We start from the raw sequence: 14,353 nt of genomic DNA on the forward strand, positions 1-14,353 counted from the left end.
ATGCCAAAGTGGTTGCCCCTGATGTGCCTGTGCACGCTCGCGGCATGCGCCCTCTTCAAGAAGCCGCCTCGTCCTGTCCACGCGCCCGCGGAGGAAGCCTCGAGGTTCGAGCTCCCCGTTGGAATGCCGGAAGAGGGACGCGTCATCATCCGGCGCCCCCTGGCCCAGGCTGTCCAGCTCGCCATGGAGGACTACCTGCCATGGGACCTGAAGCTCCCGCCGGGCGACCGGCCCGGAGGGGAGTGCCTCTATCGGCGAGAGTCCTACGACGTGACAGCGGCTCCGTACGAAGGCGGAATCATCCTCGTGAGCATCTCGCTGGACCCCGACGCATGCGAGAGAAAGGGTGCCCCCTACGACATGGGGGCGCGGTATGCGATCGACTCGAAGACCTGGCGAATCCTTGCGGTCCAGCGCTGAGGATTCCCAACGCAGATGCGCGGAGGCCCCGGCCGTCAGCGCCCCCACGCCCTGAGCCTCAAGGCCGCAGCGGAACGCCCAGCCTCCCGCTCCCCAGCCCTTCCGCCTTCTTGCGCCGCAGGCTGAAGGGCCCGGACCCGAAGTAGACGATGAACAGCGCGCCACCCGCCATGGAGAGGTTCTTCATGAAGTGGATGAGCTGGTCCTGCGCCTGCACCGGGTCCGTCACCAGCCAGAACCTGTGGACCATGAAGGCGGCGGACAGCAGGAAGATGGCGATGGCCGCCGCGCCCAGGCGAGCGAACACGCCCAGCAGCACGGACAAGCCGCCCACCACCAGCGCCACGCCGGACCCCAGCACCGCCATGCGCGGCTCCGGCACCCCGGACGCCTGGGCCACGCCCGTCAGCGCCTCCAACTGGAAGAAGTGGTTCAGGCCGCTGGTGATGAAGATGGCCGAAAAGAGCAGCCGGCCAATCGGCGCTAGCACGCCCATGAATCCTCCCTGTCGTCCCTCCTCCCAGCCCCTCAACGCTGGCAGGACGTCGTCATTCTCAAATTGAGCATCGATTCCTGCGTGACACCGGCCGCTCGCCTAGCCGCTCGCCCTGCGCCGCCAGCCCCTTGAGGCCACGGCACGCTGCGACAACACGCCACACGCGGGCCTCCAGGCCAGCACGTATGGTGCCCGGGCCGTGAAGAACGCCCTCACCGTCACCCTCCTGTTGTCCAGCGCCCTGCTGCTCGTCCCCACCTCGAGCGCCTGGGCCTGCGCCACCTGCGCCTGTGGCGACCCCACGCTCATGTCCATGGGCACCGAGCAGCCGTTCTCCGGCCGCCTGCGCGTGTCCTCCACCGTCCGGGGCTGGGGCCACACGGTCGGCGAGGAAGGGGTGGACGCCCTGCGCCTGCGCGAGGCGCGCATGGACCTGGCGGTGGCCTACGCGCCGCTCCCCTGGCTGTTCCTCTCCGCCACCCTGCCCCTGCAGGCCCGCGAGGTGCGGCACGTCAGCCTCGCCCGGGACCGCGGCTGGGGCATTGGCGACGTGGAGGTCGCCGCGAAGGTGTTCCTCTTCCAGGACAAGGCCTTCTCCGCGGACCACCTGTTCAGCGTGTTGGGCGGCGTGAAGCTCCCCACCGCGCCCGTGCTGCGCGGTCCCGACGGCACCCAACTGGCCCTGGACAGTCAGCTCGGCAGCGGTTCCGTGGATCCACTGGCCGGCCTCGCCTATCAGCACTTCCGCGGCAGTTGGTCCTTCCTGGCCAGCGCCACCGGATTCTTCCCCACGCGCGGCATCCAAGGCTTCCGCGCGGGTGTCTCCCTCCGCACCACGCTCGCCGCGCAATACCAGCCATCGGCCCGCTGGGCCCTGCGCCTGGGCTTCGACAGCCGCCTGGAAGCGCCGGCCGACTCGGAAGCCGAGCACCAGGGCCACACGGACAGCGAGCGCCATGAGCACACGGGCGGATTCATCGGCTACGCGTCTCCCGACGTGATTTTCAGCCCGGGCATGGACGTCGTCGTCGCGGCGGGCGTGCGCGTGCCCTTCATCAACCAACTGCGTGGCCGCGTCGTCCCCACGCCCATCGCGATGTTGTCCGTCGCCTACGACCTCTGAACCATGCGCACCTTCCTCAAGCCCGTCACCGTGGGCGCCGCCGCGCTCCTGTCTCTCGCCGGCTGCGGCGGCACCAACGTCCAGGACGGCATGACGCTCGACCTCGCGCTCATCACCGCCCGGGCGCGGCCCATCTCGGGCGCGGCCGGCGAGCGCGAGCTCATGAACGACCAGGGCACCCGCGCCGTCCTCACCAGCGGCTTCGTCACGCTGGGCAGCGTGGAGCTGCTCCCGTGCGCGGAGGTCGGCTGGAAACGCTTCCTGCGTCAACTGTCCCCCGTGGGCACAGCGTGGGCCCACCACACGGTGACCCACCCCACGCGACTGGACACCGCGCACGTCGTGAACCTGGGCAGCGCGGATGGGACGGTCATTCCGCTGGGCGCGGTGCACCCGCCGCCGGGCCGCTACTGCCACGCGCGCCTCAACTTCGAGCCCGCGGGCAACGACGCGCAAGGCCTGGCCGCTGCCGCCCAGGGCGACGCGCCGGTGGACATGGTGGGCCGCAGCCTGCACCTGCGCGGCACCCTGAGTACCGGACAGGACAGCGAGCCCCAGCCCTTCGAGGTGAGCTTCCAGACGCGCGCCTCGGTGGACGTGCTACTGGAGTGGGTGACGCTGTCGGAAGCCAATCCTCACACGCAGCTCGTCTTTGCGCTCTCGTGGGATACGTGGCTGGATGGCGTCAGCGCCGAGCAGCCACCCGCCAACGTGGACCTGGTGGGCAACGTGGCCCGCTCGGTGGTGCCTCCCTCCTCCGTCGCACCATGACGCCTCCGCCCCAAGCCGCCCCGCCGCTCCCCGAGCCCGACTCCCGGGCCCGCATCAACCTGGAGTGGCTGCTGCGCTTGCGATGGGGCCTGCTCTTGGGCCAGACGCTCGTCATCGGCGTGGCGGCCTTCGGGTTGGAGCTGGCGCTGCCGATACCGGAGCTCTCCGCGCTGCTGGGCCTGGAGGCGCTGACCAACGTGTCGGTGCGGACGTGGCTGGCGCGCGGCCTCCGGGTGACGGAGGGCACCCTGGGCAAGCTGATGCTGTGGGACACGCTGGTGCTCACCGGCTTGCTGGCCCTCAGCGGCGGCACGCACAACCCCTTCACCACGCTCTACCTGGTGAACGTGGCGCTGGGCACCGTGCTGCTGCCCTCGCGGTGGATGTGGGGCCTGCTCGGCTTCACGCTGACGGCCTTCGGTTCGCTGTTCGTGTTGCAGGACGTGGAGCTGCCAGCGGGCCTGTCGCGGCCGGACCACGCGGAGCTGATGCGGCTGCACATCAACGGCATGTGGGTGGCCTTCGCCGTGGCCGCGGGCTTCATCGTCTACTTCGTCCAGCGCGTCACGCGGGCGCTCGGGGCGCGGGAGCAGGAGCTGGCGCAGGCGCGCGCGCTGCACGCGCGGCGGGAGAAGGTGGCCTCGCTGGCGACGCTCGCCGCGGGCGCCGCGCACGAGCTGTCCACGCCGCTGTCCACCATCGCCGTGGTGACCAAGGAAGTGGAGCGCGCGCTGGCCATCGCGGGCACCTCCGAGTCCGTTCGCGAAGATTTGCGCCTCATCCGTCAGCAGGTGGACCGCTGCCGCGACGTCCTGGTGCAGATGTCCGCGGACGCCGGGCAGACGACGGGGGAGCCTTTCCACCCCGTGCCCCTGGGTCGGCTGGTGGAGGACATGCTGGCGGAGCTTCCCGGCGCGGAGCGCGTGACGGTCGACCTGCCCACCGAGGCCCGCGACTGGCGCGTCCACGGCCCGCCCCGGGCACTGGCCCGGGTGCTGCGCGGGCTGGTGAAGAACGCGCTCCAGGCGTCGCAGGTGTCACGTCCCGTAGAGCTGCGCGTGCAAGCGCGCGGCGAGGGTGCCCTGCTGGAGGTGCGCGACGCGGGCACGGGGATGGCGGCGGACGTGTTGTCCCGGGCGGGCGAGCCCTTCTTCACCACCAAGCCACCGGGCGAAGGAATGGGCCTGGGGCTCTTCCTGGCACGCACGCTGGTGGAGCAGTTGGGCGGCTCCCTGGAGCTGCGCTCGACGCCGGGCCGGGGCACCACGGCGAGCCTCTCGCTGCCGGTGACGGAGGGCGCGCCATGAGCATCGCGAGCGCGGGCACGGAGCAGCGCCCCAGCCTGTTGCTGGTGGATGACGATTCCACCCTGCGCGAACGGCTGGCCCGCGCCTTCCGCGAGCGCGGCTGGGACGTCACCACCGCGGGGGACTACGACGAGGCCCTTGCCGCCGCGCGCCGCGAGTCGCCCGAGTACGCGGTGGTGGACCTGCGCATGCCGGGCCGCAGCGGCCTGGAGGTGGTGAGGGATTTGCTCGCGGTGGATGCCTCCACGCGCGTCGTCGTCCTCACGGGTTATGGAAGCATCGCCACCACGGTGGATGCCATCCGGCTGGGCGCGGTGAACTACCTCCCGAAGCCCGCGGACGCGGACGACCTGCTCGCGGCCTTTGCGCGTGCGTCCGGCGAACCCTCCGTCGCGACATCGGAAAGCTTCGAGGCCCCGTCCCTGGCGCGCGCCGAGTGGGAGCACATCAACCGCGTGCTGGCGGACTGCGGCGGCAACATCTCCGAGGCGGCGCGCAAGCTGGGCATCCACCGGCGCTCGCTCCAGCGCAAGCTGCAGAAGTACCCGCCTTCCCGCTGAAACGCTCACGCCTCCCGGGAATTACCGGACTCGCAGCGAGCGAGGGCCCCGTGCCAGTCACTGGGGACCTTTGCTATGGGTGGCGGAATGTCGACCGCACTCCAGACCCGTCCTCCCAGCCACCTGGCCCCCGGCCGCTTCGGCCAGACGCGCTACATGATTCGCCGCAAGTTCTTCAAGCTGTTCGGCGACGCGTTCCACATCTACGACGAGGCGGGCAACCTCGCCTTCTACTCGAAGCTGAAGGCCTTCAAGTTGAAGGAAGACATCCGCATCTACACCGACGAGGAGATGCGTGAGGAACTGCTCACCATCAAGGCGCGCGGCATCCTCGACTTCGGCATGACGTACGACGTGACGGATGCCACCACGGGCGAGCGCGTGGGCGCGCTGCGCCGCAAGGGCCTGCGCTCCATCCTCCGCGACCAATGGCTGGTGCTGGACGCGAATGACCAGGAGGTGGGGAAGATTGAAGAGGACAGCATGATGTTGGCGCTGGTGCGCCGCTTCCTGACCGCGCTGATTCCCCAGTCCTTCACCGGGACAATCGGCCTCAACCAGGTGCTCGCCTTCCACCAGCGCTTCAACCCGTTCATCCAGAAGATTGATTTGGACTTCTCCATGGACACCGACCGCCAGCTGGACCGGAGGTTCGGCATCGCGGCGGCGGTGCTCATGTGCGCCATCGAGGGCCGGCAGCAGTAGTCCTCCCAGACTGGTGACGGCGGCCTTCAGGGAGCCGCCGTCATGTCACGCAGAGAGGGCCTCAGCGGGAGCGCGCGCTTCGACCCGCCAGCAAGCGGCGGTGAACCGCACCTCGTCGCCGTACACATAGGGCTCGAAGGCAGCGCGGATGGTTTCGATGACGTGAGTCCGGGTCCTCTCGTCGGCTTCGTGAAGCACGCGGCCGACGGGCCCGAGCCGGGTCACATACTGGAGCAACCCCTGCTCGGGCAGGGTACAGGTGACATCAATGGGGTGGATGCCGATGTCCATCCAGCCGCTCTGCTCCAGGATGCGATGGACCCGCTCCCCGTCCGCGAAGGCGAACTGGCCCGGCGCGTTCGGCTGGCGGGCGGGCAGGTTTGGCAGGAGGGGCGCCGCGGCCCGCTCAGCGGTCGTCATGAACGGGTTCTCCGAGGGACTTCGCCAGGCGATGAAGCTCAGTCCGGCATGCTCCCTTGCGGAACGTCTCAGGTTCACGAAGGCCCGGACGGCATCGTCGAAGAACATCACGCCGAAGCGTGAAATCACCATGTCGAAGCGCCCTCGCTCGAAAGCGTGATGCTCCGCGTTGGCCTCGATGAAGCTGGCGGCCACATGCTCCGCTTCGGCCCGGGCCCGCGCCGCCGCGAGCATGGGCGCGGAGATGTCGATGCCGACGCAGTGTCCCTGGGCGCCGAGCCGCCGCGCGACGGCGAGCGTCGTGCCGCCCGTCCCACAGCCCACGTCGAGCACCTGACGCGCGCCGCGGGCTTGGACAGCGTCGACGAGCAGGTCCTCGAACGGCTTGAACATCCCTTCGAGCAGGTCCCGGCTATCGACCCAGGCCTGTCCCGCGGGGCCATTCCAAAGCGCTGCCTGCCCCTCCGGGGGCTGGTGACCAGATGCCATCGCGCGTCTCCCTTCACATGCCTTCAAGAAATGAAGGCCGTACAGTGCCAGTTCAAGTCGACTTGAGGTCAACAGGGTGAGAGACCTGGACATCACCGAGGTGGCCCGGCGCACGGGCGTTCCTGCCTCGACGCTGCGTTTCTATGAGGCCAAGGGCCTGCTCTCCTCGACGGGCAGGCGAGGCCTGCGCCGCCTGTTCAATCCGGATGTGCTGGAGCGGCTCGCACTCATCGCCCTGGGACGCGAAGCCGGCTTCTCACTGGATGAGCTGGCTCGGATGTTCGCGCCGGACGGACAACCGCGCATTGACCGGGAGCTGCTGACCGCGAAGGCCGAGGAGCTCGACAGCACCATCCGGCGGCTGAGCGCCATGCGCGATGGCTTGCGGCACGCGGCGAACTGTCCCGCGCCGAGCCACATGGCATGTCCCAGGTTTCGCCAGCTCCTGGCGACTGCCACGGCCTCCAGAAAAAAGCGGGCGCACGCGTCGCACGGGAGCGAAGGCGGACGCACGCGCCGCCGGAAGCAAGCCCCATCACGTCCGGCGCACGATTAGGTGGCGCCGTCCGTGGGCTCGCGGGCAGGGGGCTCGCGAGCGGCTGCGGCACGCAACACAGGGAGCAGGCGTCATGAGGCTGGCTCGCATGGACGCGCGTCCAAGGACGCGTCGGCGACTGAGCAAGGCCCACCAATTGCCACCGTGATGCAAATACAACAAAACCCACTATACTCCTCGCCCACGAGGAAGAACGGGGATTCTTCCCGCTGCTTTCCTCCTGCATGCGGGACATGCCCCTGCTATCCAACGCAGACCCCGCGGGCGTTACCAGGGCAGCAGGCCAGGGCCAGGAGCGCATGCATGTTCCACGAGCCACCGCGAGGATGGCCTTCTCCCCTCGCTCGCGATGACACAACTCGCTCAGACCCCACTCCCCGACTTCGCCGCCCCTTCCGCTGCTTCGTCGCGTGAGACGGTGGGCGCCAAGGGCCGCCGCATCGTCGGCATCGACGCCCTCCGAGGGCTGGTCATGGCGCTGATGATTGTCGACCACGTGCGGGAGTACTTCTACCTGCACGCACAGGTGAGCGACCCGGTGGTGATATCCACCACGCCGCCCAGCCTCTTCTTCACGCGGTTCGCCGCACACCTCTGCGCGCCCGTGTTCGTCATCCTGACGGGCGTGGCGGCCTGGCTCTATGGCCAGCGGCACGGAGGGCGCCAAGCCGCCTCCAGCTTCCTGTTCAAGCGCGGCCTCTTCCTGCTCGTGCTGGAGCTGACCGTCATCAACTTCGCCTGGACCTTCACGCTCCTGCCCCGGACCTATTACTTCCAGGTCATCGGCGCGATTGGCCTGTCGATGATGGTGCTGTCCGCCCTGCTCTACCTGCCACGCCCCGCGCTGCTCACCTTCGCGCTGCTCGTGATTTTCGGCCACAACCTGCTCGACCCGATTCACTTCGAAGCGGGCCAGCCGGGACAGGCCCTGTGGGCGCTGCTGCATGACCGGGGCTTCATCGCCCTTCCGTGGGGCGCGCAGCTCAAGACGTCCTACCCCGTCCTGCCGTGGATGGGCGTCATCGCGCTGGGCTTCGCGGTGGGACCGTGGTTCTCGTCCCAGGTCGCCCCAGCGGTGAGGCGCCGCCGCCTGCTTCTGGCGTCCGCCTCATCGGTGGGCCTCTTCGTGCTGCTCCGCCTCATCAACGTCTACGGCGAGCCCTTGCCGTGGTCGCCCGGCGCTACGCCGATGGAAACGGTCATGTCCTTCGTCAATCTGACGAAGTACCCGCCGTCGCTCGACTTCCTGCTGCTGACGCTCGGCGTGGGCGCGGGCCTGCTGGCGCTGCTGGACAAAGCGCCTGCGTCACTGACATCCACCCTGGCGGTGTTCGGCGCCGCGCCGCTGTTCTTCTACGTCGTCCACCTGTACCTGCTGCACGCGATGAACAAGCTCGCGCTGCTCACCTTCGGTCCCAACCAGGGCGCGCTGTTCAGCCTGCCGAATGTCAGCGCACTCTGGCTCATGGCGCTGCTGACGACGGTGCCCATGTGGTTCGCCTGCCGCGCCTTCGCCGCGCTGAAGGCCCGCTCCTCCAGCCCCTGGATGAGCTACCTCTGACAATCGGCCCCGGGCTCAGGTCCGCGCCATGACGGGGAAGAGGTTCGCCTCGCGGGGGGACGGCAGTCCCCGCCAGCGCGGGTGAAGACTCGCGGCACGTAGTCGCAGAACGCGGCCTGGAGCGCCGAGGTGCCGGGCCCGATTTCGGTGACGGTGGGAACGCGCTTCGAAGCCATCCATCCACCCTACGCGATTCCCACCAGCGGCCAACGGACGCGAGCCCACACCGGAAATCCCCAGCGCTGCGTACTCTCAGCCTTCACCCGGAAGCCGACCAGTCGCCTGTTGTCACAATGCCCATCAGCAACTGAAGGGTTGCGCGCATGACCTATCTACCCCCGTCCGCTCATCCCCCCGCCATTCTGCCTTGCGCCCCAGCAGAATGGCGAAAGCCGAATCTGAGCCTCGCTGAAGCGATGCGGCTCTTGAGGAAGAGAGGGAGCGGGCTCCCTTCCTTCCCTGGACTTCAACGTCTACGGGCTGAACATGCCGGTGAGCACGCTGGCGCGGCCTCGAGGCAGCGAGCGCTTGAACGGGCTCGTCGCGAGACTTGAGCCGGGCTGGTACCAGCTCTGGATTTCCGCGAAGTACGTCCCGCCCGCCCGCAGCACGTCCGGGGGCAGGTACACGCTCTGGAGATCCGTGTGCAGCATCGCCACGCGCGTCGCGGTGGTGGAGCCGTTGCTCGTGCCGAGCCGGTAGATGTTCACCACGTAGTTCGTGGCCGTGCCGATCAGCGGCTTCGACCAGCGCAGCGAGGCGTCGGTCCCCACGCCCGTGAGGTTCTGGAACGCGCCGCGCGTGTTCACCAGGGGCGCCTGCACCGGCCCGACGAGGGGCTCCACGGGCGCGGCGGTGAACGCGCTCGCCTCTTGCTCCACGCGGATGTCCACGCTCATGGTGTAGGGCGTCGCGGTTCCCAGCGCGTAGCTGTGCGTGAAGCCCGCGACGGCGGTCGCCACCTTCTGCCACGCCGCCGGGAGCGGGTTGTTGTAGGTCATGCTCCCCGTGACGATGTCGGTCCGCTGCGCGTCAGGATTGAGCTTCACGAGCAGTGGCGGCCCGCTGATGGACGCGAACGCCGAGCTCAGCGCGGCCGGCCGGGCGGACATCCAGATCTCGTTGTACGTGCTGACCGCGCCCGGGTTCACCTGGGTGCGCATGGCTTCGAAGGCCGAGCGTCTCCAGTCCACCTCGAAGGTGCCTGTCGCGACGGGCTGGGTGAAGGTTCCGTTGACGGTGGTGGGCTGGCCCTCCACCTGCGTCATGCTCGCGTTGAGCACCTTGTGCATCGCGCGGTAGGACACTCCATTCGCGCTCGTCTGCAACCGCATCTGCGCGAGCGAGAACACATCCCCGCGGCTGCTGTCGAGCAGCACCGGGTTGAGCATGTGGGCGTAATCGAAGCTCAGCCCGGAGAGCGACGTGGCGCCCGCCAGGGGGCGCCCCGTGGCGGCGCCGCCCATGTAGCCGAACGCGCCCGCGTTCAACGAATACATGTCCAGGAAGTCCCCCGGCTGCCAGGGGGACAAGCCGGTGGCGGACACCGTCACGGGAGTGGGCAGCGAGGCGAAGGTGCCATCGCGGCCCCACTCCGTGGAGCCCAAATCGAACGCGCGGCCGGTGCTCACCAGGTAGCGCGAGCCCAGCTTCAGGTAGATGCGGCCGGAAGGGACGTTCGGCACGGAGATGGTGCCGTCCGCAGAGCCCGTGCCCGGATAGGCCGTGAACGCCCCCGTCGATGAGTCCCGCAGGTATGCCACCACCGACGTGGCGGACTGGTCGTAAGGCTTCGTCTCGTTGCCCGACGTGGCGACGAAGGTGACCAGGCTGGTACCGGTGACATGGGTGACCAGGTCTTGGGTGACCTGGGAGGTCGCGTCCGTCGATACGGAGGAGTCCACCGCCTCGGCCTCGTCGAGCCCCGCGCAGCCGACCCCTGTCATGCCGGCCAAAAGCCCGAGGGAAATCAATGACATCTTCATTGTGAAGGCAACCCTTTCGGCGAGGCACGAATAGCGCCGCGCAGGGAGACTCATACCGGGTCGGTCTGACTTTTCCGGGAGCGCTTCGACTCCAACTTTCCCTCGGGGATATGAAAACAAACGCGCTTCTCGACAGGTGAGCCCGGCAACGGACTCTGTAATGACTGGCACCATTCGCTTGGTGACTGCGGTCACCGCCGGGGGGCCTGGAGCGCGTTGCGTGGTGCCATGCCCTCGCCTCCGTGCCTTGCTCCCAGCAGAATGGCGAAAGTCGAGTCTAAGCGCGGGCGCCGGCCTCCTGGAGCACCCGCCAGGAGGCCGCGGCCTTCGCGTCACAGGAAGCGTTTGAAGAGGTCCAGCTTCCCCGTGTAGGGCGGGTAGCGCAGCTTCATGTCGAGCAGGAAGGGCCGCTTCACCACGCCCTTGCGGTGGCTGAAGGCGTCGAAGCTGGCCTGGCCGTGGTAGCCGCCGCTGCCGGACTCCCCCACGCCGCCGAAAGACAGGCCCTTCGCCGCGAAGTGGACGCACACGTCGTTGGCCACCGCGCCGCCGCTCGACGTCTCCGTGAGGACGCGCTCGTTCACCGCCGCGTCCTTGGAGAAGGTGTAGAGCGCCAGCGGCTTCGGCCTCGCGCGGACGAAGCGGATGGCCTCGTCGATGCTCGGACAGTCCACCAGCGGCAGCAGGGGCCCGAAAATCTCCTCCTGCATCAGCGGGCTGGACAGCGGCGCGTCGGTGATGACGGTGGGCGCGAAGAAGCGGCTGTCCGCGTCCCGCTCACCGCCAACGGCCACGGTCCCGTCCTGCGCCAGCTTCGAGACGCGCTCGAAGTGCCGCGAACTGATGATGCGGCCATAGTCGCGGCTCTCACGCGCGTTCGCGCCGTAGAAGCTGGTGACGGCCTTCTGGACCAGCTCCGTGAAGCGGCCCTTGAGCTCGGGCGGAATGAGCACGTAGTCCGGGGCGATGCAGGTCTGCCCGGCGTTGAGGTACTTGCCCCAGGCGATGCGGCGCGCGGTGACTTCCAGGTCCGCGCTCTTGTCGATGATGCAGGGGCTCTTGCCGCCCAGCTCCAGCACGGTGGGCGTCAGGTGCTTCGCCGCGGCTTCCGCCACCACCCGGCCCACCTGGGGACCGCCGGTGAAGAAGATGAGGTCCCAGCGCTCGTCGAGCAGGGCCCGGCTCACCTCCGCGCCGCCTTCCACGACGGCGACGACGTCCTCGGGGAAGGCTTCTTTCAGCATCCGCGCGAGCACGGCGGACGTCGCCGGGGACAGCTCGCTGGGCTTCAGCACGGCGGTACAGCCCGCGGCGAGCGCCCCGATGAGCGGAGCAATCGCCAGCTGATAGGGGTAGTTCCACGGGGAGATGATGAGCGTCACGCCCAGCGGGTCCGAGTACTGCCAGACGCGCGCGGGTTGGATGGCGAGCGGCGCCGCCCCCTTGCGCGGCGCCATCCACGCCTTCACGTTCTTCAGCGCGTCCTTCAGCTCCCCGTAGATGCTGCCCACCTCCGTGAGGTAGGCCTCCTCGGGGCTCTTGGAGAGGTCCGACTGCAGGGCGGCGAGAATCTCCGCCTCGTACTTGCGTGCCGCCCGTTCGAGCACCTGCAACTGCTCCCGTCGCCACGCCAGCGGCAGCGTGGCCCGGGTCTCGAAACGGGCTCGCTGCTTCTCGACGAGCGCCTTCGCATCGAACGAAGGTGGAACGGCGGCGAGACGACTGGAGCCCTGCGTCATCGGACCTCTCCTTGTGTGAGCTGCTACTTCAAGAGTTCGCCTCTTTCGGCCTTCTCGACGAGCGACGCCGGCGGCTCGAAGTGCGCACCGTAGCGCTGTGCGAGCTCACGCGCGCGGGCAATGAAGCCCCGCGGCCCGTTGCCCGTCCGGCCCTCGTAGCCGTTGATGAACTGCACCACCCCGCCCGTCCACGCCGGGAAGCCAATGCCGAGGATGGAGCCGATGTTCGCGTCCGCGGCGGAGCGCAGCACGCCTTCGTCGAAGCAGCGCACCGTGTCGATGGCCTCGGCGAACAGCATCCGCTCCTTCATGTCCTCGAAGGGGATGGTGTGGCCGGGCTTGGTGAAGTGCTGCGCCAGTCCCGCCCACAGGCCCGTGCGCTTGCCGTCCACGTAGTCGTAGAACCCGCCGCCCGTGGAGCGGCCCTTGCGCTGGTGCTGGTCAATCATCGCGTCCATCACGGCGTAGCTGCGGTGCTCCGTCCAGGGCTTGCCCTCCGCCAGGAGGGCCGCCTTCGTCTCCTGACGAATCTTGCGCGGCAGCGTCAGCGTGAGTTCGTCCACCAGCTGGAGCGGGGCGGCGGGGTAGCCCGCCTGGAGGCCGGCCTGCTCGATGGAGGCGGGCGAGATGCCCTCGCCCACCATGGCGATGGCCTCGTTGAGGAAGGTACCGATGACGCGGCTGGTGAAGAAGCCCCGGCTGTCGTTGACGACGATGGGCGTCTTCCCAATCTGCACCGCGATGTCGATGGCCTTCGCGAGCGTGGCGTCGCTCGTCTTCTTGCCCGCGATGAGCTCCAGCAGCGGCATCTTGTCCACGGGCGAGAAGAAGTGCATGCCCACGAAGTCTTCCGTCCGCTTCACGCCCTCGGCGAGCACGGAGATGGGCAGCGTGGACGTGTTGGACCCGAGCACCGCGTCCGGGGCGACCACGTCCTGCACTTCCTGGAAGACCTGGTGCTTGAGCTTCACGTCCTCGAACACGGCCTCGATGACGAGGTCACACCCCTTGAGGTCGGCGGCGTCCGCGGTGGGGTGGATTCGCGCCAGCAGCGCGTCCCCCTTCTCCTTCGTGGACTTGCCCTTCTGGATGGCCTTCTCCACCAGCTTCACGGAGTACTGCTTGCCCTTCTCCGCCGACGCGAGGCTCACGTCCTTGAGCACCACGTCGATGCCGGCCTTGGCGCAGACGTAGGCAATGCCCGCGCCCATCATCCCCGCGCCCAGCACGCCCACCTTCTTCGCGGTGTGCTGCGGGTAACCATTGGGACGGCCGCCACCGGAGTTGATGTGCTGCATGTCGAAGAAGAACGCCTGAATCATGTTCTTCGCGACCTGCCCGGTGACGAGCTCGGTGAAGTAGCGCGACTCCACGGTGAACGCGGTGTCCACGTCCACCTGCGTGCTCTCCACCGCTGCGGCCATGATGGCGCGGGGCGCCGGCATGTTCGCGCCCTTGAGCTGCTTGCGCAGGTTCGCGGGGAACGCGGGCAGGTTCGCCGCCAGCCCCGGAGACGACGGCGTGCCGCCCGGAATCTTGTAGCCCTTCTGGTCCCACGGCTGCTGCGCGGTGGGATGGGCCTTCACCCACGCCTTGGCCGCGGGCAGCAGCGCCTCCACGGAGTCCACCACCTCATGGACCAGGCCGGCCTCCTTCGCCTCCTGCGGGCGGTAGCGCTGGCCCTGGAGCAGCACCTTCATCAGCGCGTCCACGATGCCCAGCATCCGCACCGTGCGCACCACGCCGCCGCCACCGGGCAAGAGGCCCAGCGTGACTTCCGGCAGGCCCACCTGGGCTCCCTTCACGTCCGCGATGATGCGGTGGTGGCAGGCCAGGGCAATCTCCAGCCCGCCACCCAGCGCCGCGCCGTTGATGGCCGCGACCACGGGCTTGCCCAGCGTCTCCAGCGTGCGCAGCTGCGCCTTGATTTCCTGCCCCAGCTCGAAGGCCTGCTTCGCGTCCTCCTTGCGCACCTTCAGCAGGTCCTTCAAATCACCACCGGCGAAGAAGGTCTTCTTCGCGGAGGTGAGGATGACACCGGTGACGGCGTCCTTCTCCTTGACCAACCGGTCCACAATCGCGCGCATGGACTTCAGGTACGCGGCGTTCATGGTGTTCGCGGACTGGTTCGGGTCATCCAACGTCAAGACGACGATGCCGTCGGCGTCCTTGTCCCAGCGGATGGTGTTCTGCTCGCTCATGGGGTTCGCTCGAATCCTGT

At 68.6% G+C, this 14,353-nt stretch carries 13 protein-coding genes; 8 read left to right on the forward strand and 5 right to left on the reverse strand.

What is annotated here, in order from left to right; all coding sequences use genetic code 11:
- Positions 1–420: a hypothetical protein gene (locus FL344_RS00070; RefSeq protein ID WP_141589017.1), complete on the forward strand. Its 420-nt coding sequence runs from the start codon at positions 1–3 to the stop codon at positions 418–420.
- A 58-nt stretch (positions 421–478) separates the two neighbouring features.
- Here FL344_RS00070 and FL344_RS00075 read toward each other — a convergent pair whose 3' ends face one another.
- Positions 479–916, reverse strand: coding sequence for a DoxX family protein (locus tag FL344_RS00075; RefSeq protein ID WP_141254211.1), 438 nt, complete (start codon positions 914–916; stop codon positions 479–481).
- Positions 917–1,115: 199 nt separating this feature from the next.
- Here FL344_RS00075 and FL344_RS00080 point away from each other — a divergent pair, with 199 nt between their 5' ends.
- The 5 genes from FL344_RS00080 to FL344_RS00100 all read left to right on the forward strand — a co-directional run bounded on the left by FL344_RS00080 (position 1,116) and on the right by FL344_RS00100 (position 5,382).
- Entirely contained in the window at positions 1,116–2,039 is a 924-nt protein-coding gene (locus tag FL344_RS00080; RefSeq protein WP_194862920.1) for a transporter, read from the forward strand.
- 3 nt (positions 2,040–2,042) lie between these two features.
- Positions 2,043–2,810: a hypothetical protein gene (locus tag FL344_RS00085; RefSeq protein ID WP_141617023.1), complete on the forward strand. Its 768-nt coding sequence runs from the start codon at positions 2,043–2,045 to the stop codon at positions 2,808–2,810.
- Complete coding sequence (locus FL344_RS00090; protein ID WP_141617024.1) at positions 2,807–4,117, forward strand: ATP-binding protein; 1,311 nt, start codon at positions 2,807–2,809, stop codon at positions 4,115–4,117. Before FL344_RS00085 ends, FL344_RS00090 begins: the two co-directional genes overlap by 4 nt.
- Entirely contained in the window at positions 4,114–4,677 is a 564-nt protein-coding gene (locus tag FL344_RS00095) for a response regulator transcription factor (RefSeq protein WP_141589013.1), read from the forward strand. Before FL344_RS00090 ends, FL344_RS00095 begins: the two co-directional genes overlap by 4 nt.
- A gap of 87 nt (positions 4,678–4,764) precedes the next feature.
- Positions 4,765–5,382: a hypothetical protein gene (locus FL344_RS00100; RefSeq protein ID WP_194862921.1), complete on the forward strand. Its 618-nt coding sequence runs from the start codon at positions 4,765–4,767 to the stop codon at positions 5,380–5,382.
- 45 nt (positions 5,383–5,427) lie between these two features.
- Here the strand turns inward: FL344_RS00100 and FL344_RS00105 are convergent, their stop codons facing one another.
- Complete coding sequence (locus tag FL344_RS00105) at positions 5,428–6,405, reverse strand: class I SAM-dependent methyltransferase (protein ID WP_305021735.1); 978 nt, start codon at positions 6,403–6,405, stop codon at positions 5,428–5,430.
- Here FL344_RS00105 and FL344_RS00110 point away from each other — a divergent pair.
- The gene (locus FL344_RS00110) at positions 6,368–6,847 is read left to right on the forward strand and encodes a helix-turn-helix domain-containing protein (RefSeq protein ID WP_141617026.1); all 480 of its coding nucleotides are present in this window, start codon (positions 6,368–6,370) and stop codon (positions 6,845–6,847) included. The two genes, FL344_RS00105 and FL344_RS00110, sit on opposite strands and share 38 nt — an antisense overlap.
- A gap of 349 nt (positions 6,848–7,196) precedes the next feature.
- The gene (locus tag FL344_RS00115; RefSeq protein WP_141617027.1) at positions 7,197–8,408 is read left to right on the forward strand and encodes a DUF1624 domain-containing protein; all 1,212 of its coding nucleotides are present in this window, start codon (positions 7,197–7,199) and stop codon (positions 8,406–8,408) included.
- 473 nt (positions 8,409–8,881) lie between these two features.
- Here FL344_RS00115 and FL344_RS00125 read toward each other — a convergent pair whose 3' ends face one another.
- The 3 genes from FL344_RS00125 to FL344_RS00135 form a co-directional block, all read right to left on the reverse strand.
- Positions 8,882–10,393, reverse strand: a complete 1,512-nt coding sequence (locus tag FL344_RS00125; protein ID WP_141617028.1) for an ABC transporter substrate-binding protein — start codon at positions 10,391–10,393, stop codon at positions 8,882–8,884.
- A gap of 332 nt (positions 10,394–10,725) precedes the next feature.
- A complete protein-coding gene (locus FL344_RS00130; protein WP_141589008.1) occupies positions 10,726–12,132 on the reverse strand; it encodes an aldehyde dehydrogenase family protein in 1,407 nt (468 codons plus the stop codon).
- A 23-nt stretch (positions 12,133–12,155) separates the two neighbouring features.
- Entirely contained in the window at positions 12,156–14,333 is a 2,178-nt protein-coding gene (locus tag FL344_RS00135; protein WP_141617029.1) for a 3-hydroxyacyl-CoA dehydrogenase NAD-binding domain-containing protein, read from the reverse strand.
- Between the last annotated feature and the right edge of the window lie 20 nt (positions 14,334–14,353).

It is taken from the genome of Myxococcus sp. AB036A (assembly GCF_006547355.1).
Taxonomy (GTDB): Bacteria; Myxococcota; Myxococcia; order Myxococcales; family Myxococcaceae; genus Myxococcus; species Myxococcus virescens.